Source organism: Pseudonocardia sp. CA-142604, from assembly GCF_050948475.1.
Taxonomy (GTDB): Bacteria; Actinomycetota; Actinomycetes; order Mycobacteriales; family Pseudonocardiaceae; genus Pseudonocardia; species Pseudonocardia alaniniphila.
Map to the genome: position 1 here is coordinate 1,486,657 of NZ_CP192045.1, position 25,509 is coordinate 1,512,165.

24 protein-coding genes are annotated in these 25,509 nt (G+C 71.3%); 14 read left to right on the forward strand and 10 right to left on the reverse strand.

The genetic code is table 11. The annotated features are described in order from the left end of the window. The first annotated feature begins 5 nt into the window (after positions 1-5). Entirely contained in the window at positions 6-1,004 is a 999-nt protein-coding gene (locus ACQPZQ_RS06835; RefSeq protein WP_433293149.1) for a LacI family DNA-binding transcriptional regulator, read from the forward strand. A gap of 17 nt (positions 1,005-1,021) precedes the next feature. Further along, the gene (locus tag ACQPZQ_RS06840; RefSeq protein WP_433293151.1) at positions 1,022-1,876 is read left to right on the forward strand and encodes a sugar phosphate isomerase/epimerase family protein; all 855 of its coding nucleotides are present in this window, start codon (positions 1,022-1,024) and stop codon (positions 1,874-1,876) included. An 83-nt stretch (positions 1,877-1,959) separates the two neighbouring features. On the opposite strand, the gene ACQPZQ_RS06845 is transcribed toward ACQPZQ_RS06840, so the two are convergent. The 7 genes from ACQPZQ_RS06845 to ACQPZQ_RS06875 all read right to left on the reverse strand — a co-directional run bounded on the left by ACQPZQ_RS06845 (position 1,960) and on the right by ACQPZQ_RS06875 (position 9,435). Next, on the reverse strand, positions 1,960-2,787 hold the full coding sequence (locus tag ACQPZQ_RS06845; protein ID WP_433293153.1) for a sugar phosphate isomerase/epimerase family protein: 828 nt from the start codon (positions 2,785-2,787) through the stop codon (positions 1,960-1,962). A gap of 32 nt (positions 2,788-2,819) precedes the next feature. Continuing rightward, positions 2,820-4,022: a Gfo/Idh/MocA family protein gene (locus ACQPZQ_RS06850; protein WP_433293155.1), complete on the reverse strand. Its 1,203-nt coding sequence runs from the start codon at positions 4,020-4,022 to the stop codon at positions 2,820-2,822. After that, positions 4,019-4,897, reverse strand: a complete 879-nt coding sequence (locus ACQPZQ_RS06855; protein WP_433293157.1) for a carbohydrate ABC transporter permease — start codon at positions 4,895-4,897, stop codon at positions 4,019-4,021. The genes ACQPZQ_RS06850 and ACQPZQ_RS06855 overlap by 4 nt, the downstream gene beginning before the upstream one ends. Beyond that, a complete protein-coding gene (locus tag ACQPZQ_RS06860; RefSeq protein ID WP_433293159.1) occupies positions 4,894-5,874 on the reverse strand; it encodes a carbohydrate ABC transporter permease in 981 nt (326 codons plus the stop codon). Before ACQPZQ_RS06860 ends, ACQPZQ_RS06855 begins: the two co-directional genes overlap by 4 nt. After that, positions 5,871-7,214 carry an ABC transporter substrate-binding protein gene (locus ACQPZQ_RS06865; RefSeq protein WP_433293161.1) on the reverse strand — a complete coding sequence of 448 codons (1,344 nt, stop codon included), beginning with the start codon at positions 7,212-7,214 and terminating at the stop codon, positions 5,871-5,873. The genes ACQPZQ_RS06860 and ACQPZQ_RS06865 overlap by 4 nt, the downstream gene beginning before the upstream one ends. A 183-nt stretch (positions 7,215-7,397) precedes the next feature. Next, a complete protein-coding gene (locus ACQPZQ_RS06870; RefSeq protein ID WP_433293163.1) occupies positions 7,398-7,817 on the reverse strand; it encodes a GNAT family N-acetyltransferase in 420 nt (139 codons plus the stop codon). 13 nt (positions 7,818-7,830) lie between these two features. Then, positions 7,831-9,435 (reverse strand): benzoate-CoA ligase family protein, encoded by a 1,605-nt coding sequence (locus ACQPZQ_RS06875; protein WP_433293165.1) that lies wholly within the window; start codon positions 9,433-9,435, stop codon positions 7,831-7,833. A gap of 271 nt (positions 9,436-9,706) precedes the next feature. Here ACQPZQ_RS06875 and ACQPZQ_RS06880 point away from each other — a divergent pair, with 271 nt between their 5' ends. From ACQPZQ_RS06880 to ACQPZQ_RS06905, 6 genes are all read left to right on the forward strand, one after another. After that, on the forward strand, positions 9,707-10,816 hold the full coding sequence (locus ACQPZQ_RS06880; protein ID WP_433293167.1) for an NDMA-dependent alcohol dehydrogenase: 1,110 nt from the start codon (positions 9,707-9,709) through the stop codon (positions 10,814-10,816). 91 nt (positions 10,817-10,907) lie between these two features. Next, entirely contained in the window at positions 10,908-12,770 is a 1,863-nt protein-coding gene (locus ACQPZQ_RS06885) for an AAA family ATPase (protein ID WP_433293169.1), read from the forward strand. A 73-nt stretch (positions 12,771-12,843) separates the two neighbouring features. Further along, on the forward strand, positions 12,844-13,653 hold the full coding sequence (locus ACQPZQ_RS06890; protein ID WP_433293171.1) for a PIG-L family deacetylase: 810 nt from the start codon (positions 12,844-12,846) through the stop codon (positions 13,651-13,653). Between the two features lie 170 nt (positions 13,654-13,823). Next, positions 13,824-15,578 carry an aa3-type cytochrome oxidase subunit I gene (gene ctaD, locus ACQPZQ_RS06895; RefSeq protein WP_433293173.1) on the forward strand — a complete coding sequence of 585 codons (1,755 nt, stop codon included), beginning with the start codon at positions 13,824-13,826 and terminating at the stop codon, positions 15,576-15,578. A 22-nt stretch (positions 15,579-15,600) separates the two neighbouring features. Beyond that, positions 15,601-16,833 carry a phosphoserine phosphatase SerB gene (gene serB, locus ACQPZQ_RS06900; RefSeq protein ID WP_241034792.1) on the forward strand — a complete coding sequence of 411 codons (1,233 nt, stop codon included), beginning with the start codon at positions 15,601-15,603 and terminating at the stop codon, positions 16,831-16,833. 20 nt (positions 16,834-16,853) lie between these two features. Then, entirely contained in the window at positions 16,854-17,567 is a 714-nt protein-coding gene (locus tag ACQPZQ_RS06905; protein ID WP_433293176.1) for an aminoacyl-tRNA hydrolase, read from the forward strand. A 13-nt stretch (positions 17,568-17,580) separates the two neighbouring features. Here the strand turns inward: ACQPZQ_RS06905 and ACQPZQ_RS06910 are convergent, their stop codons facing one another. Then, a complete protein-coding gene (locus ACQPZQ_RS06910) occupies positions 17,581-19,602 on the reverse strand; it encodes an ATP-dependent DNA helicase (RefSeq protein WP_433293178.1) in 2,022 nt (673 codons plus the stop codon). A gap of 138 nt (positions 19,603-19,740) precedes the next feature. On the opposite strand from ACQPZQ_RS06910, the gene ACQPZQ_RS06915 reads away from it, so the two are divergent. Next, positions 19,741-20,646 (forward strand): hypothetical protein, encoded by a 906-nt coding sequence (locus ACQPZQ_RS06915; protein ID WP_433293180.1) that lies wholly within the window; start codon positions 19,741-19,743, stop codon positions 20,644-20,646. A gap of 74 nt (positions 20,647-20,720) precedes the next feature. Here the strand turns inward: ACQPZQ_RS06915 and ACQPZQ_RS06920 are convergent, their stop codons facing one another. Continuing rightward, complete coding sequence (locus ACQPZQ_RS06920) at positions 20,721-21,287, reverse strand: isochorismatase family protein (RefSeq protein WP_433293182.1); 567 nt, start codon at positions 21,285-21,287, stop codon at positions 20,721-20,723. Next, positions 21,284-22,591, reverse strand: coding sequence for a nicotinate phosphoribosyltransferase (locus ACQPZQ_RS06925; RefSeq protein ID WP_433299051.1), 1,308 nt, complete (start codon positions 22,589-22,591; stop codon positions 21,284-21,286). The genes ACQPZQ_RS06920 and ACQPZQ_RS06925 overlap by 4 nt, the downstream gene beginning before the upstream one ends. Before the next feature lie 78 nt (positions 22,592-22,669). On the opposite strand from ACQPZQ_RS06925, the gene clpS reads away from it, so the two are divergent. The 5 genes from clpS (at position 22,670) to ACQPZQ_RS06950 (ending at position 25,364) form a co-directional block, all read left to right on the forward strand. After that, positions 22,670-22,966: an ATP-dependent Clp protease adapter ClpS gene (gene clpS, locus ACQPZQ_RS06930; protein WP_241035040.1), complete on the forward strand. Its 297-nt coding sequence runs from the start codon at positions 22,670-22,672 to the stop codon at positions 22,964-22,966. Further along, the gene (locus tag ACQPZQ_RS06935) at positions 22,963-23,514 is read left to right on the forward strand and encodes a DUF2017 domain-containing protein (protein WP_433293184.1); all 552 of its coding nucleotides are present in this window, start codon (positions 22,963-22,965) and stop codon (positions 23,512-23,514) included. The genes clpS and ACQPZQ_RS06935 overlap by 4 nt, the downstream gene beginning before the upstream one ends. A gap of 67 nt (positions 23,515-23,581) precedes the next feature. Further along, the gene (locus ACQPZQ_RS06940; protein ID WP_241034786.1) at positions 23,582-24,061 is read left to right on the forward strand and encodes a Mov34/MPN/PAD-1 family protein; all 480 of its coding nucleotides are present in this window, start codon (positions 23,582-23,584) and stop codon (positions 24,059-24,061) included. A gap of 49 nt (positions 24,062-24,110) precedes the next feature. Then, positions 24,111-24,383, forward strand: coding sequence for a MoaD/ThiS family protein (locus ACQPZQ_RS06945; protein ID WP_344725643.1), 273 nt, complete (start codon positions 24,111-24,113; stop codon positions 24,381-24,383). A 30-nt stretch (positions 24,384-24,413) separates the two neighbouring features. Continuing rightward, positions 24,414-25,364, forward strand: coding sequence for a PLP-dependent cysteine synthase family protein (locus ACQPZQ_RS06950; protein ID WP_433293187.1), 951 nt, complete (start codon positions 24,414-24,416; stop codon positions 25,362-25,364). Positions 25,365-25,509: the final 145 nt, after the last annotated feature.

Sequence of the window (25,509 nt, forward strand, 5' to 3'; positions counted from 1 at the left end):
GGGCCATGGCGACGATCCACGACGTGGCCAGCGCCTGTGGGGTCTCCATCTCCACGGTGTCGCGGGCCATCTCCCGGCCCGACCTCGTCAACGCCGCCACCCGCGAGCGGGTGCTGGCCGCCGCCGCCGAGCTGGACTACCAGCCGAGCACCGCCGCCCGCTCGCTCATGTCGGGCCGGTCGATGACGCTCGCGCTCCTCGTTCCCGACATCACCAACCCGTTCTTCTTCGACCTGGTCCGGGGCACTCAGGCCCAGGCTGCCGCGGCCGGCTACAGCCAGATCCTGATCGACACCAACGAGTCCGTGGAGCTGGAGCACCAGCACATCGCGACCGCGGCGAAGGGCGCCGACGGCCTGGTGCTGGGGGCGTCGCGGCTGGGCGACGACGCGCTGCGCGAGGCGGCCCGCTCGGTGCCGCTCACCGCTGTCAACCGCAGCACGCCCGGAGTCACCTCGGTGGTGATCGACACCCCGTCGGGCATGGTCCAGGCCGTGCACCACCTGGCCTCGCTCGGCCACCGCGATGTCGCCTATCTGTCCGGCCCGCGGTCGTCATGGTCCAACGGACGGCGCTGGCGGGCCGTGCAGCTGGGTGCGCGCCAGGCCGGGTTGTCGGTCCGGCGCCTCGGGCCGTTCCCGCCCACCCGCGCGGCGGGTGCGGCAGCGGCCGACGCCGCCGTGCACGCGGGTGTGACGGCCGTGATGGCCTTCAACGACCTGATCGCGCTGGGCGTGTTGCAGCGGCTGTTCGCCCGTGGGGTGGCGGTGCCGGACGACATGAGCGTGGTCGGGTGCGACGACACCTTCGGCGCCGACTTCTGTCACCCACCGCTGACCACCATCACCGCGTCGATCGAGCAGGTCGGGCGGCTGGCCACGGATATGCTGCTGGAGCAGCTGCGGCCGGTGGCGCCTCCGCCGCGCGTGCACACCGTGCCTGCCGTGCTGACGATCCGCGGCTCGACCGGACCCGTCCCCGCCAGGAGAAAACCCCGTCAGTGACATCCAGGGAGGAACCCGTGAGGTTCTCGGTCTTCACCGCCGCACTGCCGCAATGGACACCCCAGGAGGCCGTGGAGCGGTTGGCCGCGCAGGGGTGGGACGGCGTCGAGTGGCGGGTGGTCGACCAGCAGGACGCCCCGGAACCGGGATTCTGGGCAGGCAACCGCTGCACCTGGCCGCTCACCACTCTGGAGCGGGACGTGCCGCGGATCCGCGAGCTCACCGAGGGGGCGGGCCTGCGGTTCTCCGGGGTCGGGGGCTACGCCCTCTGTGACGAGCACGCCGACGTCGACCGCCTGCTCGCTGCCACCGCCGCTCTCGGCGCAGGCCAGGTGCGGGTGCGCACGCCCGCGCTCGGCACGGCGCTCTACCCCGAGCTCTTCGCCCACGCCCGCACCTGTTTCGCCGACATCGCCGGGCGGGCGGCCCGCCACGGCGTCAAGGTCCTCGTCGAGCTGCACCACCAGACCGTCGTCTCGAGCTCCTCTGCCGCGCTGCGTCTGCTCGACGGGCTGGACCCGGCCGCCGTCGGGGTGATCCACGACCTCGGCAACCTCGTGATCGAAGGCGGGGAGGACGTGCGGGCGGGCCTGGAGATGCTCGGCCCTTACCTGGCGCACGTGCACGTCAAGAACTGCGTGTGGCGACCCGCGGAGACCGAGGCGGACGGAACCGTGCGCTGGGAGCACGCGTGGGCGGAGCTGCCGACCGGCCAGGCCGACGTGAGCGCGTACCTGCGGCACCTCACGGAGCTGGGCTACGACGGCTGGGTCACGGTGGAGGACTTCTCCACCGACCGGCCGCTGGCCGAGCGCACGGCCGCGAACCTCGCCTACCTGCGGGCGGCCAGGGTGGCCGCGGTGGCGGCCTGACCGGATCGCGGTCCGCCGCACAGCTCGGGCTGCCCGCCGGGCCGGGGCGAGTGATCGCCAGGCCCGGCGGGGCGAAATGGGCTCTACCGGAACGGGATGTCCTGCTCGCGCAGCAGTCCCGTGAACGCCGCGTGCGCCGTGGCGAACAGCTCCGGTCCGCTGAACCCGCCGCGCGCGTTGGCCTGCGCGAGATGTGGCTCCAGTGAGAAGCAGCCGTCGAATCCGTCGGCGCGCAGGGCCGCCAGGGTCTGTGCCACCTCGCCGTCGCCCTTCCCGGCCGGCACCACTTCGCCGGTCGCGGCGATCGCGTCCTTGATCTGGATGTACTCCACGTACGGGCGCAGCATCTCGTAGCCCTCGCTGAACGGCCGGACACCGCACTGCACGAAGTTGGCGGGGTCCCAGGTGAGGCGCAGCGCGGGCGAACCCACGGACTCGACGATGTCGAGGCAGCGGTCGGGGACGTCCCCGTAGATCGCCTTCTCGTTCTCGTGCAGCATCACGACCCCGTGCTGTTCGGCCGCTGCTGCCAGCGCCGACATGCCACGCAGGACGGTGTCGCGGTCGGCGGCGGGATCCCGGGCGTCCCTCGGGTAGAAGGAGAAGACCCGCACGTAGGGTGCGCCGAGCCGGCGTCCAACCTGCGCGCAGCGGCGGAAGCGGGCCACGTGCTCGTCGAGGTCAGCGGTCACCGGCACCTTGCCGATGGGTGAGCCGATCGAGGACACGGTGATGCCTGCCGCGTCGAGGGTGCGGGCGATGCGCTCCACCTGCTCGTCGTCGAAGTCGGAGACGTTCGTGTCCCAGGCGCCGCGCAGCTCCAGCTGGGTCATTCCCAGCTCCCTGAGCACGCGCACCTGCTCGTCCAGGTCGGGGGAGATCTCGTCGGCGAAGCCGGACAGGGTCCACACGGGCTGCTCCTCGGGTCAGGGCGGAAGGGGGCTCAGCTGACCGCGGCGGGTCGCCGGGGTGGTTCGGGCGTGGGCACGATCCGGCCGTCGAGCACATCGGCGATCGCGACCGCCGTGCCGGTCCGGGCGGACTCGTAGACGGCCTGCACGGTGGCCAGGGCGAGCAGGGCGTCGGCAACGGTCACGCCCGGCGCGTGGCCCGTGCGGATCGCCTCGAGGACGTCGCGGTACTGACGGTGGTGGCCGACGAACATGGCGCTGGTGCCCGGGCCGCCTCCGACCTGCTGCCCGCTCTCCTCCGGCCCGACGAGCTGAGCCGCCTGGTTGCCGTCGCCGCCGATCCCGCGGTTCGGCCCCACGCCGGCGTCCCCGGCCGCCTCCACGCTGGAGCGGTGGGCGCTGTGGAAGTAGAACAGCCGGTCGTTGTCCACCACCGCCGAGCCGGCGTCGCCCATCACCTGCAGCCGGACGGTGAGGCCGGGGTAGGCCGCCGTGGTGGCGTGCAGCGTCGCGAGCGCGCCGGACTCGAAGCGGACCACGGCGGCCACGGTGTCCTCCACCTCCACCCGCTCGTGGGCGAGCAGCGCCGTGTGGGCCACCACGTCGATCGGCCGGCCGAGGAACCACAACAACAGGTCGACGGTGTGCACGCCCTGGTTCATCAGCGCGCCGCCCCCGTCGAGATCCCAGGTGCCGCGCCAGTCGCCGGAGTCGTAGTAGCCCTGGCTGCGCCACCACGACACCGTCGCGACGGCGGAGGTGACCCTGCCGAGTTCCCCGCGCGTCACGGCCTCGTGGACGGCCACGCTCGCCGGGTCGAAACGGTGCTGGCTGATCACGGCGGCGACGAGGCCGGGGTGGCGGGCCGCGGCCTCGGCGACGGCCCGGCCCGCTGCCACGCTGACGTCGAGCGGCTTCTCCACCACCAGATGGCGCCCGGATTCGAGAACCGGCACCGCGACCGCGGCGTGCGCACCGCTGGGCACGCAGACGGCGACGGCGTCGACATCGTCGCGGGCCAGCGCATCGGTCAGGGACGTGGTGACGGCCGGCCGGTCACCGAACAGCTCGGCCACGTGGTCGGCCACGGCGTCCGCCGCAGCTGGATCGGTGTCCACGAGCACACTCAGCGCGGTATCGGCGCCGGCGGCGAGGACCTCCGCGTGCAGGCGTCCGATCACCCCGCAACCGACGACGGCGAACCGTACGGGTGCATGCGGCACGGAATCGTTCACTTCAGCCCTCCGGTCAGGCCACCCACGAGGTAGCGCTGGAAGATCAGGTACAGGACGACGACGGGCACGGCACAGACCACGGCGGACGACATGACCTGCCCGTACAGCGGGAGCGCCCCACCCTCCTGGGAAGCCCCGAACGCCTGCAGGACGACGGCTGCCGTACGGGTTCGGGGCTGGGTGAGCACGCTCGCGAACAGCACGTCGTTCCAGCCCAGCAGGAAGGAGAAGATCGCGGCGACGATGAGTCCGGGCGCGCTCAACGGGAGCACGATGCGGCGCAGCACCCCGATGCGGCTCAGGCCGTCCAGGAGCCCGGCCTCTTCGAGCTCCACGGGCATGCCTCGGAGATAGGTGACCATCACCCAGGTCGCGAACGGCAGCGCGAACGTCAGGTAGGTGATCATCAGGCCCCAGGTCGTGCCCACCACCGTGATGCCGAGGTAGGTGGGCGCCGAGGCGTAGACGACGAACAGCGGGAGCAGCAGCAACGTGCCGGGCACGCTCTGCAGACCCACGAGCGCCCGCAGGAACGTGACGCGCCCGAGGAACGTGAACCGGACGAGGACGTAGGCGGTGGCCACCGCCAGCAGCGCCGAGACCACGGCGACGACACCGCAGACCAGCACGCTGGTGGCGAGGCCCTGCGCCAGCGGCACCGTGGTCCAGATCGCGATCCAGTTCTCCGGCGTGACGCTGCTGGGAACGACCGTGCCCGAGGCCACCTCGATGTCGGGCATCACGGAGGCCGCGAGGATGTAGGCGCACGGTGCCAGTACGAGCAGCACCAGCACAGCGATCACGCCGCGGCGCAGGCCCGGCGGGAGGATCGCGGTGGCGTCCACACCGGAACGCCTGCGGCCGGTGGCGCTCACACTTGCGCCCCCTTCTCCAGCCCGGTGTCGAGCCGCACGGCGCGCAGGTAGAACAGCAGCGGAATCAGCACCAGCACCAGCGAGGCCACCGACATGGCCGCGGCGAGGCCGAAGCGGAACGTCTGGAACGAGGCCGAGTAGATCGCGATCGGCAGGACGTTCACCTCGTCAGGGGCGGGCGAGCCGAACAGCACGAACGGCAGCGTGAAGTTGTTGAGGTGGTGCAGGGTCGCGATGATCACCGCCAGCAGGAGGGGACCGCGCAGGCTCGGCAGCACGATGTACACCGTCTTCTGCCACCACGACGCCCCGTCAACGGCCACGGCCTCGTGCACCTCGCGGCCGATGGACTGCAGGCCGGCGAGGCAGAGCAGATACACGAACGGCCATGCCGCCCAGGTGTCGACCAGCACGAGCGTCCAGAAGGTGCGATCCCCGATCAGCCAGTTGCCCCCGTCGATCCCGACGCTGCCGAGCACGGTGTTGACCGCGCCGTCGGGCCCGAGCGCGATGCGCCAGACGGTGCCGACCACGAAGGTCGGCAGCACGTAGGGGATGAGGAAGATCGAGCGCACGAGGCCGCGGCCCCGGAAGCTGTCGTGCGCGGCGAACGCCGCGGCGAGCCCGAGCGGCAGCGTCAGCACCGTGGTCAGCACGCTGAACGCGACGCTCAGCCACACGCTGTGCAGCAGCGGCCCCGATGCGACGGCCTCGACGTAGTTGCCGAGGCCGAGGAACGGCGCTCCCGCCCACTGCCGCAGCGTGTACTGGTCCAGGTCGGTGACCGACATCCACAGCGCCAGCACGAACGGCACGACGACCACCACGAGCAGCAGCAGGCCGCCCGGCGTCAGCAGCCACAGTGGCCCCTGCCTTCGCCGGGCCGGCCGGGCCGGGCCTGTCCGCTTCGGCCCGGCCGTCACGGCGGCCGGGCGGGTCGCCGTGGGTGGCCGGTCCGCCGGGCTGGTGAGGCTCACCGGGCGGCCGCCGCCTTGTCGACGGCCGCCTGCGCGGTCTTCTGGAGGTCGGCGAGTTGTCGCTGCACCTGGTCGGGCGGCACCGAGCCCGCGCTCAGCCCGGCGAGCGACTGCACCGTGATGTTCGTCAGCCCCAGCTGGATCTCCGACCACGCTCCGGTGAACGGAGTGGGCTTGGCCTGCTTGCCCGCCTCCAGCACCGGCCCGTACTGATCCTTCCCGCTGGCCACCGAGTCGGCGGCCGCCGCGTTGACCGGCAGCACCCCGAACACGTCGGAGAAGTGCTTCTGCTCGGCCTCCGAGGTGACGAGCTCCACGTACTGCAGGGCCAGGTCCTGCTGCGGCGAGTAGGACGCGACCACGAGGTTCTGACCGGACACGATGCTGGCTGCGGGCACGCCGCCTGAGGGCAGTGCGCTCTCGCCCGGCGGGACGGTCGGCATCGGCGCGAACGCGTACGAGTTCGCCACGGGGGACTTGGCGAGCGTCGGGATGACGCTCGTGCTGGTCATGGCGAACATCGCGGACTTCCCGGCCGCGAAGCTCGCCGTGGCGTCCGGCGAGGACCAGTTGACCGCGTCGGGGTTCACGATCTTGTCCTTCGTGAGGAACCCGAAGTAGGCGTCGTACGCCCGCGCGACCGTGGGGTCGTCGATCCGGGCGGTCGTGCCCTCCACCAGCGGGTTGCCGTACTGCTGGGCGAACATCCAGACGTACTTCCAGGGCGAGAAGTTGTCCTTGTAGTCCATCGCGAGGCCGTACGTGTCGCCCTGGGTCAGCTTCTTCGCGTCCGCCACCAGCTCGTCCCATGTGGACGGTGGCCCGTCGATGCCCGCGGCGGCGAACATCTGGGTGTTGTAGACGAGCACGAACGGGATCGACGAGAACGGCACCGCGATCTGGTCCGCCTCGTCGGGGCCGGACATCGCCAGCGTGGAGGGAACGAACCGGTCCCGGCCCCCGACGGCGTCCCACTGCTCGTCGCCGAACTTCAGGAACGCGCCGCTGGAGTAGGCGGTGGGGGTGAATGTCGTGCCGATCTCGTAGATGTCCGGGCCCTGGCCCGAGACCACCGAGGTCTGGATCTTCTGCTGTTCCTCGGTGGCGGAGCTGTAGGTCTCGAACTCGACGGTCGCGCCGGTCTTCTTCTGGAACTCGTCCTTGATGTGCTGCATCCACTGCTGCTGCTGGTCGGGATAGGACGCCTGCCTGCTGAGGTAGACCTGCAGCGTCTGCCCGGCGTGGTCACCGCCGCCGCTGCTCGACCCGCCCCCGCACGCCGCGATGGTCACCGCCACCCCGAGCACACCCGCCAACGCCAGGAACCTTCGACCGGACATCGTCAGACCTCCTTGTCTGATCGCAGCCGCGGACCCGCCTGCTGGGGCCCGAAGATAGGCAGGCTGCATCCGGGGGCACAATCCCTTGCAGGAATTTGCAGTCCCGGCGACCAGACGATCGGCACTCCGGTCCGATAGATCCGGTTTGAACGGCCCTCGCGTCCGATGGAAGGGGCCGGGGTGTCAGGCCCCCTCGGTCGGCACCTTCTTGCGCAGCTCGCCCACGGCGTTGGGGGTGAAGCCGTGCGCGGCGAGGAAGCCGGTGACCTTCTCGGGATCGGGATGACGGTCCGGCACGACGTTGTAGATGTAGTTCAGATGGCGGGCCGCGGCCTCCTCCTCCAGCCGCGCGAGGATGAACGCGCCGACTCCGGACCGGCGCCGCCGCGGATCCACGAGCACGAGGATCTCCGCGTCACCCCAGGTGTCGTCGAGCCGGCCGTAGCCGAGGACCTGGTCGCCGTCCTCCACTCGCCACCATTCGTCGGCGAGGACGTCGCCGACGCCGGGACTGCCGAAGCCGAACAGCTCCGGGGCCAGGTCGCCGAGCACGCGCTGCTTGTCGGCGTCCCAGTGCGCGGGCGTCTCCCGGACCCACCTCACGGCCGCACCTCCGTCATGACTGCACCTCCGCGACGTCCGCTGCCGTGGTGGGCACCGGTGCCTCGGTGGCGGTGGCGAGGGCGCGCAGGCGGAAGCGCTGGATCTTGCCCGTGGCCGTCCTGGGCAGCTCGTCCACCTCGACGACGAGCCGGGGCCGCTTGAACGACGCGAGCCCGGCCCGGCAGAACGCGATGATCTCGTCCTGGTCCACCGCCATGCCCGGCCGCGGCACGACGTAGGCCACCGGCTTGTCGAGCCCGTCCGCATCCGGCACGCCGACGACCACGGCCTCGGCCAACGCCGGGTGCTCCAGCAGCCTCGTCTCCACCTCGGTGGGGCTCACCCAGATCCCACCGACCTTGAGCACGTCGTCGGCCCGGCCGAGGCAGGTGTAGCTCCCGTCCTCGCCGCGCACGTACTGGTCGCCCGTACGCATCCACTCGCCCTGGAACACCGCCCGGTTCACCTCGGTGCGGCACCAGTAGCCCGTGCAGATCGAGTCGCCCGCGATGTAGAGCATCCCGGACTCGCCCGCCCCCTCGATCACGCTGCCGTCGGTGCGGCGCAGCTCCACCCGGTACCCGGGGACGGGGAATCCGGAGCTGCCGGGAACGACCTTGCCTGCGACGTTGGAGATGAAGATGTGCAGCGCCTCGGTGGAGCCGATGCCGTCGAGGATCTCGAAGCCGTACTGATCGCGGACGCTGTGGAACATCCGGGCGGGAAGCGTCTCGCCCGCCGAGACTCCGTTGCGGACGGTCGCGAACTTCTCCCGCGGGAGGTCCGCGGCCATCAGCGGGCCCCAGAAGCTCGGACCGCCGAAGAACAGCGTGACGCCGTGCTCGGCCACGCGGTCGGCGTACAGCGCCGGGTTCGGCCGAGACGGCTCCAGCACCGTGGTCGCGCCCACTGCCAGTGGGAAGAACAGTGAATTGCCGATGCCATAGGCGAAGAAGAGCTTGGCCACCGACAGGCAGACGTCGTCCGGTCCCACGGCGAGCACCTGATCCGCGTAGGTCTCGCAGACGTAGCGGATGTCGGCGTGCCGGTGCATGGCGCCCTTCGGGGTGCCCGTGGTGCCCGACGTGTAGAGCCACAGCGCGGGCGACTCGTCCCAGGTGCGGTAGGCGGCACCGATCTCGACGTCGCGCCCACCGTCGAGCAGGGCCTGCCATGTGAGTGTGTCCGGGCCGCTGACCTGCGGCACGGCGTCCGCGGTGAGCACGACGTGGCGCAGGTCGGGGGCGTCCGTCGCAGCGGTGGTCACGGCGTCGGCGAACCGCGTGTCGCCGAGCAGCACGCGGGCGCGCGAGTCGGTCACCAGCTTGTGCAGCTCGCCACCGGTGAGCATCGTCGAGGACGGCACGGCCACTGCTCCGATGTACATGGTGGCGAGGATCGCCGTGGCGAGCTCGACGTCGTCCGCCATGCACATCAGCACCCGCTCCTCGGGGCGCACGCCGATCGCGACGAGCCCGGCGGCGACCCGGCGTACCTCGCCGACGAGCTCCCCGTAGGTGAGGCTCCCGCCCGGATGGATGATCGCCACACGGTCGCCGTCGCCCGCGGCGACGCGGCGTTCCGTGAGGTACTCCGCGGCGTTCAAGAGTTCGGTCATGACGGCGCTCTCTCCCATGCCGGTTCGGGTGGCCAGACACTACAGCTTCATCTTGCGCCGCTACAGATCAGTAGAAGATCAAATCGTCCCCTCTGTGTCGCCTGAACGGCCCTGATCTTCGGGTCCCGCGGCCTTCCGCTGGCATGCCCGTGCTGATACGAATGGTGACGAGGCACACCCGGGCGATGGGGCAGGTGTCGGCGTCCGGGGGGCCTGCCGGAGACACTCACGTCACACGTTCAGCCAACGAAGGCTGATGTCTGGAGGGTCGATGAAGACCAAGGCCGCGGTGCTGCGCGGGGTGGGCAAACCGTTCGAGATCGAGGAGCTCACCCTCGACCCGCCCAAGGCAGGCGAGGTGCTGATCAAGTACGTCGCCGCCGGGCTATGCCACTCCGACGAGCACCTCCGGCACGGCGACATCGTGCCCCGCTTCCCGATCGTCGGAGGCCACGAGGGTGCCGGGATCATCGAGGAGGTCGGGGAGGGCGTCACCCGGCTCAAGCCCGGCGACCACGTCATCTGCTCGTTCCTGCCGGTGTGCGGCGCATGCCGGTTCTGTGCGGCGGGGATGACCAACCTCTGCGACATGGGCGCCTCGATCCTCGACGGGAACCTGCCGGACGGCACCTACCGCTTCCACTCCGACTCCGGAGAGGACATCGGCGGCATGTGCATGCTCGGCACGTTCTCCGAGCGCGCCGTGATCTCGCAGGGCTCCTGCGTCAAGGTCGCCGACGACGTCCCGCTCGACAAGGCCGTTCTGATCGGCTGCGGTGTCCCCACCGGCTTCGGCTCGGCCGTACACGCCGCGCAGACCCAGGCCGGTGACACCATCGCGATCTACGGCGTCGGCGGCATCGGCATCAACGCCGTGCAGGGTGCGGCGCTCGCCGGCGCCACCAACGTCGTGGCCATCGACCCGCTGTCCAACAAGCGCGAGATGGCCGAGCGGCTCGGCGCAACGCACTCCTGCGCCACCGCCGCGGAGGCCCACGCACTGATCCAGGAGCTCACCCGCGGCGTCGGCGCCGACAAGGCGATCGTCACGGTCGGGGTGGTCGACACCGAGGTCACCACCAACGCCTTCCACGCCATCCGCAAGGGCGGCACGGTCGTCGTCACCGGCCTGGCCGACCCGACCAAGAACACGATCGAGATCCCGGGCGCGCTGCTCACCTTGTTCGAGAAGCGGATCCAGGGCTCGCTGTTCGGCTCGGGCGACCCGTTCAAGGACATCCCGCGGCTGGTGGACATGTACCAGGCCGGGCAGATCAAGCTCGACGAGCTGATCACCAACACCTACACCCTCGACGACGTCAACAAGGGTTACGACGACCTGGTCAACGGGGTGAACGTCCGGGGCGTGATCGTCTACTGACCGCACCGGAGACACAGTCCGCCATACCCGTGACGCGCCGGGCCCGTGCTCAGCGGGCCCGGCGCGGCCGCTTCCGAAGGTGGTGCCACCCGTGACGCCCGTGACCGCTCCACCGTCACAGACCTCCTCGCCCATCCCCGTCGTCGGGCTACGCCGGGAGCGGGAGGTGCTGACGGTCGCGCTCGCCACCGGCCGGCACGTCGTCATCGAGGGTCCGCCCGGCACGGGGAAGTCCACACTGCTGCGTTCGATCGCCCGCGACGCGGTGCAGCAGGTCGTCTTCGTCGAGGGGAACGCCGAGCTCACCCCGGCCCGGCTGATCGGCGCGTTCGACCCGTCGCAGGTGCTGGCCGAGGGGTACCTGCCCGCGAGCTTCGTCGACGGGCCGCTGCTCACCGCGATGCGTGGGGGAGCGCTGCTCTATCTCGAGGAGCTCAACCGGGTTCCCGAGGAGACGCTCAACGTCCTCATCACCGTGCTCACGGAGGGCGAGATCGCGGTGCCGCGGCTGGGCACCGTGCGCGCCGGTCCGCGGTTCCGGCTCATCGCCGCGATGAACCCGTTCGACGCGGTCGGCACCGCGCGCGTCAGCCAGGCGATCGCCGACCGGATGTGCCGGGTGGTGCTCGGCTACCAGGACGAGGCAGGCGAGCAGGCGATCACCGCCTCGGTCAGCGGCGTGACGGGCTGGGTCACCGACTTCGCCGTGTCGCTCACCCGGGCCACCCGCACCCACCGGGACGTGCGGATGGGTTCGTCGGTGCGCGGGGCGATCGACCTCGCGCTCGTGCTCACCGGGCTGACGGAGCTGCGCGGCGAGGCAACGCTCGCCCGGGAGACCGCGCGCGACGCCGCCTACGCCGCGCTGTCCGGGCGGATCCGGGTGGCCGACGGCGTCGACCGCACCGCGGAGTCGGTGATCGACGAGCTGCTCGACCGGCTCTGGCCGGAGGACGCCGCAGCACCGCCGCAGCCCGGTGACGAGCCGGAATCCGGCAGCCCGGGAAAAGCTGACGGCCCGCCGCCGGGAGCGGCGGGCCGATCCCGCGAGCGTCCGCACCGCAACCGGGGGGAGCGCACCCTCGGACGCGGCGAGCTCGGCGCGCGTCACGAGCAGTTCGCCGAGGTCTCTCCCGAGCTCGGTTCCCTGGACGCCGAGGCGTTCGACCGGGCGCTCGCCGAGTCACCCGAGGCCGCTGCCGCACTGCTGGCCGATCTCGCCGTGGCCACCGACGCGCAGTTGCGTGCCGCGGCGCGGCGGCTGGCCGGCCGAGTGTTCATCCAGCTCGGCCGGGTCGGACCGGCGCGTGCCCGGGGCACGCGACGGCTCGGGCCCGCGCGGGGCATGGACGGCGATCTCGACCTCGATCGCACGCTCGACGGCTGGTCGCCCGGTCCGTCGCGCAGGCCGGAGACCGACGACATCGTCACCCGCACCTGGACCGCACACCGGCGGGCCGTGTGCCTGGTCGTCGACATCTCCGGATCCATGCAGGGTCTCGCCGTCGCGCTGGCGGCGGTGGCCGCGGCGGGAGTCGTCGTCGCGGCCGACGGGAAGCTGGAGCCCGCGGTGATCGCGTTCGGTGCCGGCGTGCGGGTGCTGCAGGCGCAGGGCGTGCGCCGTCCGCCCGAGGAGCTGCTCTCCGACCTCGTCGCTCTGCGCGGCCACGGCCTCACGGACCTGGCGGCCGGGCTGCGGGAGGCATCGCGCCAGCTCGCCGGAGCGGTGGCCGACGAACGGCTGGTCGTGCTGCTCTCGGACTGTCAGCACACCGCGGGCGACGAGCCCGCGGAGGCACTCGCCGGGATCGACCGGCTGCACGTGCTGGTGCCGCTGGGCGGCGCGGAGGCCGAGGCCGCGGCGTCCGCACTGGCCGCGCGAGCGGGCGGGCGGGCACAGACCGTGCGCCGGCTCGCGGACGTCGGCCCGGCACTGACGCGGATCCTCACCTGATCGCCCCGAGATCCGGCTGTTCGCCCTGCGCAGGGCCGGGAGCCGGATCTCGCGGCGGAGATAGTCTCGCGCGGTGGGCACAATTGTCTCCTTTCACGCACATCCCGACGACGAGTCGATCGGCTCGGCGGGCACTCTCGCCCGCGCCGCTGCCGCAGGTCACCGCGTTGTTCTCGTCTTCGCGACCCGTGGCGAGCTGGGCGAACCCGTGCCCGGCGTCCTCGCCGACGGTGAGCAGCTCGCCGTGCGCCGTTCGGCGGAGTGCTACGACTCGGCCGCCGTGATCGGGGCGAAGCGCGTGGAGTTCCTCCCCTACATCGACTCCGGGATGATGGGCGAGCCGAGCAACGACGCCCCGTTCTGCTTTTGGCGGGCCGACGTCGACCACGCCGCCCGGCTCCTCTCGGTGATCCTCGACGAGGAGGAGCCCGACGTCCTCACGATCTACGACGACAACGGCGGTTACGGGCACCCCGACCACATCCAGGTGCACCGCGTGGGCCGCCGCGCCGCGGAGCTGTCGGCCGTGCCCGTGGTGGCACAGAGCACCGTCAACCGCGACTGGATGACGCGGGGCATCCGCGGGATGGCGAAGTCCGGGCAGCTGCCCGAGGGCTGGGAGCTCCCCGCGCTCGACGAGCCGACGTTCGGCAAGCCCGAGAGCGAGATCACCCACCGCGTCGATGCCGTGGACTTCGTGGAGCAGAAGAAGGCCTCGATGCGGGCTCACGCGAGCCAGATCGCTCCCGACCACTTCCTCCTCGCGATGCCGGACCCGCTGTTCGCCATGGGGATGGGTGTCGAGTTCTACGTCGTCGACCCGTTGCCGAGCCCGGCGGCGACCCCCGACTTGTTCGAGGAACTTTTCAGCCCATTGCGATAGTTATGTCGCTTTACGCCTGTTTCTCGGGCGATGTGTCACGCCGGGATACCGGGGCCGGGGCAAGCCTTCGACGACGGGTAGAGCTACGATCCACGCTGGGTTCGTAGCACCGATCACCCATCAGTTCGACAAGGCCAAATGCAATCGGCAAGGCAGTTTCAGGAGGCTCAGTGACAGCCGTCGCCCCCAGGCCGATCACCGCGCGCCCCTATCCGGCCCGGCGGTCGGCCAAGGGATCCGTGCTGGTCAAGATGCTCCACACCACGGATCCCAAGGACATCGCCATCCTCTACCTGGTGACGTCGTTCGGGTTCTTCCTGGCCGGCGGCGCGATGGCGCTGCTGATGCGTGCGGAGCTGGCCGAACCGGGACTGCAGTTCCTGTCGAACGAGCAGTACAACCAGCTGTTCACCATGCACGGCACGATCATGCTGTTGTTGTACGCGACGCCGATCCTGTTCGGCTTCGCCAACTACATCGTGCCGCTGCAGATCGGTGCCCCCGACGTCGCATTTCCGCGGCTCAATGCTTTCTCGTACTGGTTGTTCCTTTTCGGTGGGCTGACCGTACTGTCCGGTTTTCTCACCCCCGGCGGCGCGGCCGACTTCGGCTGGTTCGCCTACACGCCGCTGTCCGACGCGGTGCACACGCCCGGAGCGGGTGCGGACCTGTGGATCGTCGGACTGGCGTTGTCCGGTCTGGGCACGATCCTCGGTGGCGTCAACTTCATCACCACGATCATCTGCATGCGCGCGCCCGGCATGACGATGTTCCGGATGCCGATCTTCACCTGGAACATCTTCGTCACCGCGATCCTGATCCTCATCGCGTTCCCGGTGCTGACCGCGGCGCTGCTCGGCCTGCTGGCCGACCGGCAGCTCGGGGCGCACGTGTTCGACCCCGCCAACGGCGGCGCGATCCTCTGGCAGCACCTGTTCTGGTTCTTCGGCCACCCCGAGGTCTACATCGTGGCGCTGCCGTTCTTCGGCATCGTGTCCGAGATCTTCCCGGTGTTCGCGCGCAAGCCGGTCTTCGGCTACAAGGGCCTGATCTACGCGACGATCTCCATCGGTGCGCTGTCCGGCGCCGTGTGGGCGCACCACATGTACGCCACCGGGGCAGTGCTGCTGGCCTTCTTCTCCTTCACCACCTTCCTGATCGCGATCCCCACCGGCATCAAGTTCGTGAACTGGATCGGGACGCTCTGGAAGGGCCACCTGACCTTCGAGACGCCGATGCTGTTCGCGCTCGGCTTCCTGGTCACGTTCCTCTTCGGCGGCCTCACCGGCATCCTGCTGGCGTCCCCGCCACTGGACTTCAACGTCTCGGACACCTACTTCGTGGTGGCGCACTTCCACTACGTGCTGTTCGGCACGATCGTGTTCGCCACCTACGCCGGCATCTACTTCTGGTTCCCGAAGATGACCGGCCGGATGATGGACGACACCCTCGGCAAGGTGCACTTCTGGCTCACGTTCGTCGGGTTCCACCTGACGTTCCTGGTGCAGCACTGGCTGGGCGCCGAGGGCATGCCCCGCCGCTACGCCGACTACCTGCCCACCGACGGGTTCACCACACTCAACATGGTCTCGTCGATCGGGGCGTTCGTGCTGGGTGCCTCCACGCTTCCGTTCATCTGGAACGTCTTCCGCAGCTACCGCTACGGGCGGATCGTCACGGTGGACGACCCGTGGGGCTTCGCCAACTCGCTGGAGTGGGCCACGAGCTGCCCGCCGCCGCGGCACAACTTCACCGAGCTGCCGCGGATCCGTTCGGAGCGTCCGGCGTTCGAGCTGCACTACCCGCACCTGGTGGAGCGCTTCCGTGAGGAGGCGCACTCCGGCGGCAGGCCGTCGCCGTACGAGGTGGCGGCCCAGCACACAGCGCCGGAGTCGCAACCGAACGGCGATCCGCGGTCACGGTGACCGATCTCCTACGCTTCACGGAATGACAGACACCACCGTCCTCATCACGGTCACCGGCCCGGACCGGCCCGGCGTGAGCTCGGTGCTGTTCGCCGCGCTCATCCGGCACGGGGTGGACCTGCTCGACGTCGAGCAGGTGGTGATCCGCGGTCAGCTCACGCTGGGCGCGCTGGTAGCCGCCCACCACGACCCCGAAGGCCTCCAGGAGGCCGTAGAGCAGGCCATGGCGAGCATCTCGATGAACGTGCAGACCTCGCTCGAGGTGCCCGACGATCGGTCGGTGCGGCAGCGCGCCACACACGTCGTGCTGGTGATCGGGAGCCCGATCACGGCACGCGCGTTCGGGGCGATCGCGCAGGCGCTCGCCGGTGTGGGAGCCAACATCGACTCCATCCGCCGGGTGGCCGACTACCCCGTCACCGGGCTCGAGCTGATGGTCTCCCCGGATCCGGCCGGTGGCAGCGAGGCCCATCCGCCCGGCACGCTGCGCGCGCGGCTCGTGGAGGTGGCCCGCACCGCAGGCGTTGACGTCGCCGTCGAGCGGGCCGGGTTCAGCCGCCGCAGCAAACGGCTGATCGTGTTCGACGTCGACTCCACGCTCGTGCAGGGCGAGGTGATCGAGATGCTCGCGGCCCGGGCGGGCGCCGAGCAGGAGGTCCGAGCGGTCACCGAGGCGGCCATGCGCGGCGAGCTGGACTTCGCCGAGTCGCTGCAGCGGCGCGTTGCGGTGCTCGAAGGGCTGCCGGAGTCGGTGCTCGCCGAGGTCGCCGCGAAGCTGGAGCTCACACCCGGCGCGCGCACCACGATCCGCACGCTCAAGCGTCTCGGGTTCCGCTGCGGCGTCGTGTCGGGCGGCTTCACCCGCGTGATCAGCGGTCTGGTGGACGAGCTCGGGCTCGACTTCTGCGCCGCCAACGAGCTGGAGATCGTCGACGGCAAGCTGACCGGGCGTGTGCTCGGCGAGATCGTCGACCGGCCGGCGAAGGCGGTGGCCCTGCGCCGGTTCGCCGAGACGTTCGGCATCCCGCTGGAGCAGTGCGTCGCCGTCGGTGACGGAGCCAACGACATCGACATGCTGTCCACCGCGGGGCTCGGCATCGCGTTCAACGCCAAGCCCGCGCTGCGCGAGGTGGCGGACGCCGCGCTCTCCCATCCCTACCTGGACGTGGTGCTGTTCGTCCTCGGCATCACCCGCGACGAGGTGGAGCACGCGGACGCCGCCGAGGGCGTGCTGCGTCGGGTGCCGATCGCGTGACCAGCCCCGCCCCTCATGACATGACCAGCGTGCTGGAGCCGCTCGCCGCGCGATACGTGCGGCGCGACACCGGCATCCCGCCGGAGCCGGACGGCGTGGTGCGGGCCATGCCGGTCGTCCTCCGGCTGGACCGGCCGCCCGCCCCGCGCACCCCGGTGCTGGAGGCTGCGGCCGACGCGGCACTCGCCGTCTGTCTCGACCCGCGTGCCGAGCCCGGAGGGGAGTGGCACGACGCCGTCGCCACGTGGGTGGCCGGCCGCATCCGCAAGATCGCCCGGCGGGCCCGCGGCGCGCACTGGGCGGCGGTGCAGGAGCTTCCCGGCGTCACGTGCGTGGTCGACTCGCCCGACGGTCCGGCCGAGGCGCGGGCGCTGCTGCCCGGGCCGGTCGACGACGTGCCGAAGGTGGTGTCCCGCCTGCAGATCGGCGGTACCGAGCTGCCGTCCGACGAACCCGGTCCGCCCCCGCCCGGGGTGCCGGTGATCTGGGTGAACGCCGACCTGGAGATGACCGTGGGCAAGGCGGCCGCGCAGGTCGGGCACGCCTCGATGCTCTACGCCGCCGCCCAGGGCCTCACGGCCGTGCCGTCGTTCGCCGTGCGCGAGGCCCGCGGCGATCACTGGGCGCAGCTGTGCGACGGCGTGAAGGGCGGCGAGGGAGTGGCCGTGCGGGACGCCGGCTTCACCGAGGTGGCGCCGGGCACGATCACCTGCATCGCCACGCCACCGAGCTGAGCCCGGCTCGTCGTCACGCTCCGCGCAGCCGCCGCAGCGCGCCGTGCACCTTCTCCCGGTCGTCGGTGGGCCAGAACGGCGGCAGCGACGCACGCAGGAATCCGCCGTAGCGGGCCGTGGCCAGACGAGGATCGAGGATCGCGACGACGCCGCGATCGTCCATGCCGCGCAGCAGCCGTCCGGCGCCCTGGGCGAGCAGAAGAGCCGCGTGGGTGGCCGACACCGTGAGGAAGCCGTTGCCCCCGCGGGCGTCGGTGGCGCGCTGCCTCGCCGCGACCAGCGGGTCGTCAGGGCGCGGGAAGGGAATGCGGTCGATGATCACGCACGAGAGCGACGGCCCCGGCACATCGACGCCCTGCCAGAGCGAGAGCGTGCCGAAGAGCGAGGTGGGCTCGTCCTCGGCGAACTTCTTCACCAGCTGCATCGTGGAGTCGTCGCCCTGGCACAGCAGCGGTGTGTCGAGCCTGCCGCGCAGCGCCTCGGTGGCCTGCTTGGCCGCGCGCATCGACGAGAACAGCCCCAGGGTGCGCCCACCCGCCGCCTCCACCAGACCGGCGATCTCGTCGAGGTAGGCAGGCGGCAGTCCGTCGCGGCCCGGTGGGGGTAGCCGCTTCGCGACGTAGAGGATGCCGCTGCGGCCGTGGGCGAAGGGCGAGCCGACGTCGAGGCCCGACCACTTCGGCGCGTCGGGATCGGGGATCGGGTCGTTCTCGCCGCCGGTGTCGGCCGCCTTCTCCGGCGGCAGGCCCCACTGGCGGGCGAGGGCGTCGAAGTTGCCGCCCAGCGCCAGCGTTGCCGACGTCAGCACCACCGTGGACCGCCCGAACAGCCGCTCTCGCAGCAGCCCGCCCACCCACAGCGGCGCGATGCGCAGCACCTTGTGCCGGGCGCCGTCGGGCCCCTGCTCACCGAGCCAGACGACGTCGCGCCGCTTCGCCGGATCGGGCTCCTCGAACGCGGTGAGCAGGCGGACAGCGGTGTCGGCCAGCTCGTCGAGCGCCGCCTGCGCGACCTTCCGGCCGGTGGCGGCCTCGGGGTCCTCACGCCGTTCGGACCCGAGTGACTGCTTGCAGGCCGCGGCGGCGTCGCGGACCGCCGACAGGGCACCCACGGCGGCCTGCGGCAGGCTGTCCCACCGTGCGGGCGGAAGGTCCTCCAGCACCATCGCGAGGCCTTCACCTGCCTCGGCGAGCCGGTCGGCGACCGCCTGGTCGACCAGCTTGCCCACCCGGCGGGCCGCGATGCCGACCACGCCAGAGGCCAGCTCTGCCGTGGCCACCCCGGTGACCCGGTCGACCAGCTCGTGCGCCTCGTCGACCACCACGACGTCGTGCTCGGGCAGCACCGGGCGGCCCTCCAGCGCGTCGATCGCCAGCAGCGCGTGGTTGGTGACGACGATGTCGGCGTGGCCGGCCTCGGCGCGGGCCCGCTCCGCGAAGCAGTCGTCGCCGACGGGGCACTTCGCCGCCCCGATGCACTCGCGTGCGGTGACCGAGACCTGCCGCCACGTGGAGTCGGGCACGCCCGGCACCAGCTCGTCGCGGTCGCCCTTGTCGGTGGTGTCGGCCCACTCGTGCAGGCGCTTGATCTGGCGACCCATCGCCGAGATCGCGAAGGGGTCGAACAGCTCGTCGGCAGGGTCCTGCTCGTCACCGCCGTGGAGCTTGTTGAGGCACAGGTAGTTGCGACGGCCCTTGAGGATCGCGAACGTGGGCGCCCGGCCGAGGAGCGGCTTGAGGGCCTTGGCGACGCGCGGGAGGTCGCGGTCGACCAGCTGGCGCTGCAACGCGATGGTGGCGGTGGACACCACGACCGTGGCGCCCTTCGCGACGGCGTGGTGGATGGCGGGCACCAGGTAGGCCAGCGACTTGCCCGTGCCGGTGCCGGCCTGCACGGCCACGTGCTCGCCGGTGGCGATCGCTCTGCGCACTGCCTGGGCCATGGCGTCCTGGCCCTCGCGGCGCCGGCCGCCGACCGCTGTGACAGCCGCCTCCAGAAGCTCCGCCACGCCGGGCAGCTCGGTCGTGGTGGGCACTCCGGGAGGCTACCCCCAGCCCCTGCTGACCCGGGGCAGAACCGCCGATCCGGCCCCCGACCTGCGTTGCGAGGCTCACACGTGATCCCGGGCGGGGTGGCCCACGGGTCGCGGCCGGGTGCCGCCATCATGAGCAGAGTGACGCACACCCAGCTCATGCTCCGCCCGACGGACTACCCGGTGCTGATCGAGCACGCCGCCCGGTACAGCGATCTGGACCCGAGCCGGCGCATCGGGCGCGACGCGCTCGTGCGGTGGTTCGAAGACGCGCGCATCGCCGTCGAACGGGACGTCTTCGGTGCCGCCCTGGTCGGGCGGATGCGGCTGCTGCTGGCTTCGGTCCGGGTCGACGTGCTGGCCCCCCTTCAGGTGGCTGCCCGCAGCGCCGTCGGGGCGCGAATCGAGGCCGGGCAGTACCGCATCGGTATCGGAGTCAGCCACATCGGCACCTCCTCCTTCGCCTACACCTACGGCGTCTACGCCGGTGACGAGTGCGTGGCCACGGGCGAGTCGGTCAGCGTGCACGCGACGACCGGGGGACCGGCGCCGCTGCCCGAGCCTGTGCGCGACGCGCTGAAGACCCTGCGCATGGACGCCCCCGAACCCACCCGCCTGCAGCGCGGTCCGGCCCGCACCGTGCGCGAGGCGTACCCGTTCCGGCTGGACGTCCGCACCCGCTTCGGCGACCTCGACCCGAACCGGCACGTCAACAACGTGGCGCTGGCGGGCTGGTACCTCGACGGCCTCGCCGAGCTGCACCTCGACGTGCTCGGCTACCCCACGGGCGGCCCGCTCGACGGCCTCTCGCCGAGCTCGCTGCGCGTGGACTACCTCGACGAGGTGCGCTACCCCGGGATCTACCAGCTCCGCGTCGGCGTGCTCGACCTCGACGACGCCTCGGTGCGCTACGCGTGCGGCCTGTTCGACGGGCCGCACTGCATCGGGCTCGCCGAGGCGGTGGGCGCCCACCACCTCCCGGAGGAGGACGGAGACCCGGGCGACCTGGCCGCACGCCTGGAACCGTTCCGCATGCGTTCGGTCTGAGACCCGACTCCGGAGCCGTAGTGCTGTCCATCAGCCACCACCGACAGCACTACGGCTCCACGACATCTTCGGCCCTAGTGCACCAGCTTTATCCCTGCTGTTCGCATTTGCTCCAGCGCTTTCGCTGTCGTTTCCGGGGCTACTCCTGCGCACAGGTTCAGCAGCACCGTGGTGGTGAAGCCCGCCGCGGCGGCGTCCAGTGCGGTGGCGCGCACACAGTGGTCGGTGGCGATGCCCACCACGTCCACTGTGTCGACGTCGTGGGCGCGCAGCCAGGCGCCCAGGCTCGTGCCACCCGGCTCGACGCCTTCGAATCCGGAGTACGCGGCCTCGTGCAGGCCCTTGTCGAACACCGCCTCGATCCGCGCGACGTCGAGCTCCGGGTGGAAGGACGCGCCCGGACTGCCGGTCCGGCAGTGCGGCGGCCACGTGTCGACGAAGTCGGGGGCGTCGGAGAAATGGGCGCCCGGGTCGGCATGGTGGTCACGGCTGGCCACCACGTGATCCCAGTGGCGCCCCTGCTCCGCGGCCTGCAGGGCGGCCGAGATCGCGGCCGCCACCGCCGCGCCACCGTCGACGCCGAGCGAGCCGCCCTCGCAGAAGTCGTTCTGGACGTCCACGACGATCAGAGCACGAGTCAACGGTTGCCGTCCTCGAACACGGTGGCGATGGCGGGCTCGCCACGCGAGAGCTTGAGCCCCTCCCACGGTACGGACACGAGCGCGGCGCGCAGGTGCTCGCGCGACTCCTCCAGCGTGGACAGGCCCGCCACCTGCTCGCCACCGCGCATCAGCGGGATCGGCACCACGCGGTCGTGCGGACCCATCTTCGGCGGGCTGGCCACGGGGTGGACGACCTCCTCGATGGCCGTGCCCGTCGGCTTGTAGCGCCGCAGCGTCGACTTCCGCCCGCCGCGGGACTCCTTGGCCGCGCTGCGCTTGGCGACCGGCTTGTCGTCGACCTCCACCAGTTTGTAGACCAGGCCCGCGGTGGGCGCGCCGGACCCGGTGACCACCGACGTGCCGACGCCGTAGGAGTCGACGGGCTCGGCGCGCAGGGAGGCGATCGCGTACTCGTCGAGGTCGCCGGACAGCACGATCCTGGTGTTTTTCGCGCCGAGGGCGTCGAGCTGGTCGCGGGCCTGCCGGGCCAGCTCGCCGAGGTCGCCGGAGTCGATGCGCACGGCGCCGAGCCCGGGGCCAGCCGCCTCGATCGCCAGCTCGATGCCCCGGCGGATGTCATAGGTGTCGACGAGCAGGGTGGTGTCCGCCCCGAGGGTCGCCACCTGGCTCTTGAACGCGCCCAGTTCGTCGTCGTGCAGGAGCACGAAGGCGTGGGCGGCGGTGCCTGCGGTGGGGATGCCGTGGCGGCGCTCGGCCTCCAGGTTCGACGTGGCGGCGAACCCGGCAAGGTAGGTGGCGCGGGCGGCGGCGACCGCTGCAGCCTCGTGCGTGCGCCGCGAGCCCATCTCGATGATCGGCCGGCCCGCCGCGGCCGTGACCATCCGGGAGGCGGCCGAGGCGACCGCGCTGTCGTAGTTGAGGACCGACAGGGCAAGCGTCTCCAGCACCACCGTGTCGGCGAACGCGCCGCTCACCGTGAGGATGGGCGAGCCGGGGAAGTAGAGCTCGCCCTCCGGATAGCCGTCCACGTCGCCGGAGAAGCGGTAGTCCGCCAGCCAGTCGAGCGTCTCGCGATCGACGACGTCGGCGAGCGTCCGCAGCTCCTGCTCGCCGAACCGGAACCGCTCGATCGACTCCAGCAACCGGCCCGTGCCGGCCACGACTCCGTAGCGGCGGCCCTCCGGGAGCCGGCGGGCGAACACCTCGAATACGCAGTGGCGTTTGGCGGTGCCGTCGGCGAGCGCGGCGGCCACCATCGTCAGCTCGTACCGGTCGGTGAGCAGCGCCGTACTGACCCCGGCCGACGACGGACTGCCGCTCATCGCCCTTGCCCGCTCAGTCATGCGGTGGAGCCTATGTTGCCTCGCGGCGTCCATGGCCGAGGTGTCACCATGGACCGCATGGCCGCGCCGCTACCCACACCCACGCGCCAGGTGGATCCGGACCTTGCCGAGGACACGGTGCTGGACACGCCCTGGCAGGCGATCGTGTGGAACGACCCAGTCAACCTCATGTCCTACGTCACCTACGTGCTGCAGAAGCTCTTCGGCTACCCGGAGCCGAAGGCCACCGCGCTGATGCTCGACGTTCACCACAAGGGCAAGGCGGCGGTGTCGGCAGGCGACAAGGACAAGATCGAGGCCGACGTCGCGAAGCTGCACGCCGCCGGCCTGTGGGCCACCATGCAACGCGCGTGAACGGCTGGAAGCGCTCCGGCCGCGGAGGCCGGGCCCGGCTCGTGGCCTCGCTCGAGCCGCAGGAGGCCGCTGTGCTGCGCGGCCTCGTCGGCGAGGTCCGGCAGATCCTCGCCGGGAGGGCCGACGACAACCCTTCCGACGAGCTGGCGGCCCTCACCGGCATGCGCACCGGCCCGTCGACCCGCCCCACCGACCGCGTCCTCGCCCGGCTGCTACCCGACTTCACCACCGAGGACGCCGACCTCGCCGCAGGCCTGCGCTCCCTGCACGAACCGGAGCTGATCGAGGCCAAGGACTCCGCGGCTGCCGTGCTGCTGGAGACGCTGCCCGAGTCGGGCGGCCGGGTGGAGCTCACACCCGAACAGGCCGACGCCTGGCTCGCCTCACTCAACGACGTGCGGCTCGCCCTCGGCACCGCCCTCGACGTGAGCGAGGACATGCCCGAGGAGCTGCCGCCGGACGACCCTCGCGCCACGCACATCGGCGTCTACCACTGGCTCACGTTCGTTCAGGACGCGCTGGTGCAGAGCCGGATGCAGGTGCGCTGAGCCACCGCGAGGTGTGAGCCGTCCCGCTGGAGTGGGATGAAGCGCCCTCGCGACGTAGGCTGTCGGGGTGTTGGTGATCCGAGCCGATCTCGTTGCGGAGATCGTCGCCCACGCCCGCCGGGACCATCCCGACGAGGCGTGCGGTGTCATCGCCGGGCCCGAGGGCTCCGATCGGCCGGAGCGGTTCATCCCGATGCTGAACGCGGCCCGGTCGCCCACGTTCTACGAGTTCGACTCCGGTGACCTGCTGCGCCTCTACCGTGACATGGACGCCCGCGACGAGGTGCCCGTGGTGATCTACCACTCGCACACCGCAACAGAGGCCCACCCGTCGCGTACCGACATCTCGCTCGCCTCCGAGCCCGACGCGCACTACGTGCTCGTATCCACACGGGAGCAGGCCGAGCCGAACCACACCGGGCACGAGCTCCGGTCGTTCCGCATCGTGGACGGTGTGGTCAACGAGGAACAGGTTGAGGTCGTGGAGTCTTACATGTTCGCGCACACCGGCGCGGACGACGTCCCCGACAGGGACGCGTCGGTCTGACGCCCACCCTGCCACGACCGTTCAGAACCACCCGACCTGGAGCATCGCCATGGCCGTGTCCGTATCCATCCCCACCATCCTTCGCACCCACACCGGCGGCGAGAAGTCCGTCGAAGCGAAGGGCAGCACCGTCGGCGAGGTGATCGACGACCTCGAGTCGCGGCACAGCGGCATCGCTGCGCGCCTGGTCAACAACGGGTCGCTGCACCGCTTCGTCAACATCTACGTCGACGACGAGGACGTCCGGTTCGCCGGCGGCCTCGAGGCACCGGTCGGCGAGAACTCCACCGTCACGATCCTGCCTGCCGTCGCCGGCGGCTGAGAGACCAGGCGACGGGAAGGAAGGCCAGGGATGGCCCGCTACGACTCGCTGCTCGCCGCGGTGGGAAACACCCCGCTCGTCGGCCTGCCGAACCTGTCGCCCTCGCCGGACGTGCGGCTCTGGGCGAAGCTCGAGGACCGTAACCCCACGGGCTCGATCAAGGACCGCCCCGCTCTCGCCATGATCGAGAAAGCGGAGGCGGACGGCCTGCTGAAGCCGGGCTGCACCGTGCTGGAGCCCACGTCCGGCAACACCGGCATCTCGCTCGCGATGGCGTGCAAGCTCAAGGGCTACGAGCTGATCTGCGTGATGCCGGAGAACACCTCCGTCGAGCGTAGGCAGTTGCTCGAGATGTACGGCGCGCAGATCATCTCCTCGCCTGCCGCAGGCGGTTCCAACCAGGCTGTTGCCCTGGCCAAGGAGCTCGCAGTGGAGCATCCCGACTGGGTGATGCTCTACCAGTACGGCAACCCGGCCAACGCCGACGCCCACTACCGCACCACCGGCCCCGAGATTCTGCGGGACCTCCCGGAGATCACGCATTTCGTCGCGGGCCTCGGCACCACGGGCACGCTCGTCGGCACGGGCCGCTACCTGCGGGAACACAAGCCCGACATCCAGATCGTGGCGGCCGAGCCGCGTTACGGCGAGCTGGTGTACGGGCTGCGCAACCTCGACGAGGGTTTCGTCCCCGAGCTGTACGACCCCGAGGTGCTCACGGCGCGCTACAGCGTCGGATCGCGCGACGCGTTGCGCCGCACGCGCCAGCTCGTCGAGCAGGAGGGCATCTTCGCCGGCATCTCCACGGGCGGCATCCTGCACGCCGCGCTGGCCGTGGCGGAGAAGGCGGCGGGAGCGGGCGAGTCCGCCGACATCGCCATCATCGTGGCCGACGCGGGCTGGAAGTACCTGTCCACAGGCGCCTACGCGGGCGAACTCGACGCCGCGGTCAACGGCATCGAGGGCCAGCTCTGGGCCTAGCTGCCCTCCGCGCACGAGCGGCGCGCTCGGCCGGCCCGTTCGGACCGACGTGCCGCTCGTCCGGGGTGTCAGCGGGCCCGGGCACCGGCCGTGAAACTGTGGAGCACGGCTGAACTCGCTGAAGGAACGCTGAAGAGGCACGGAA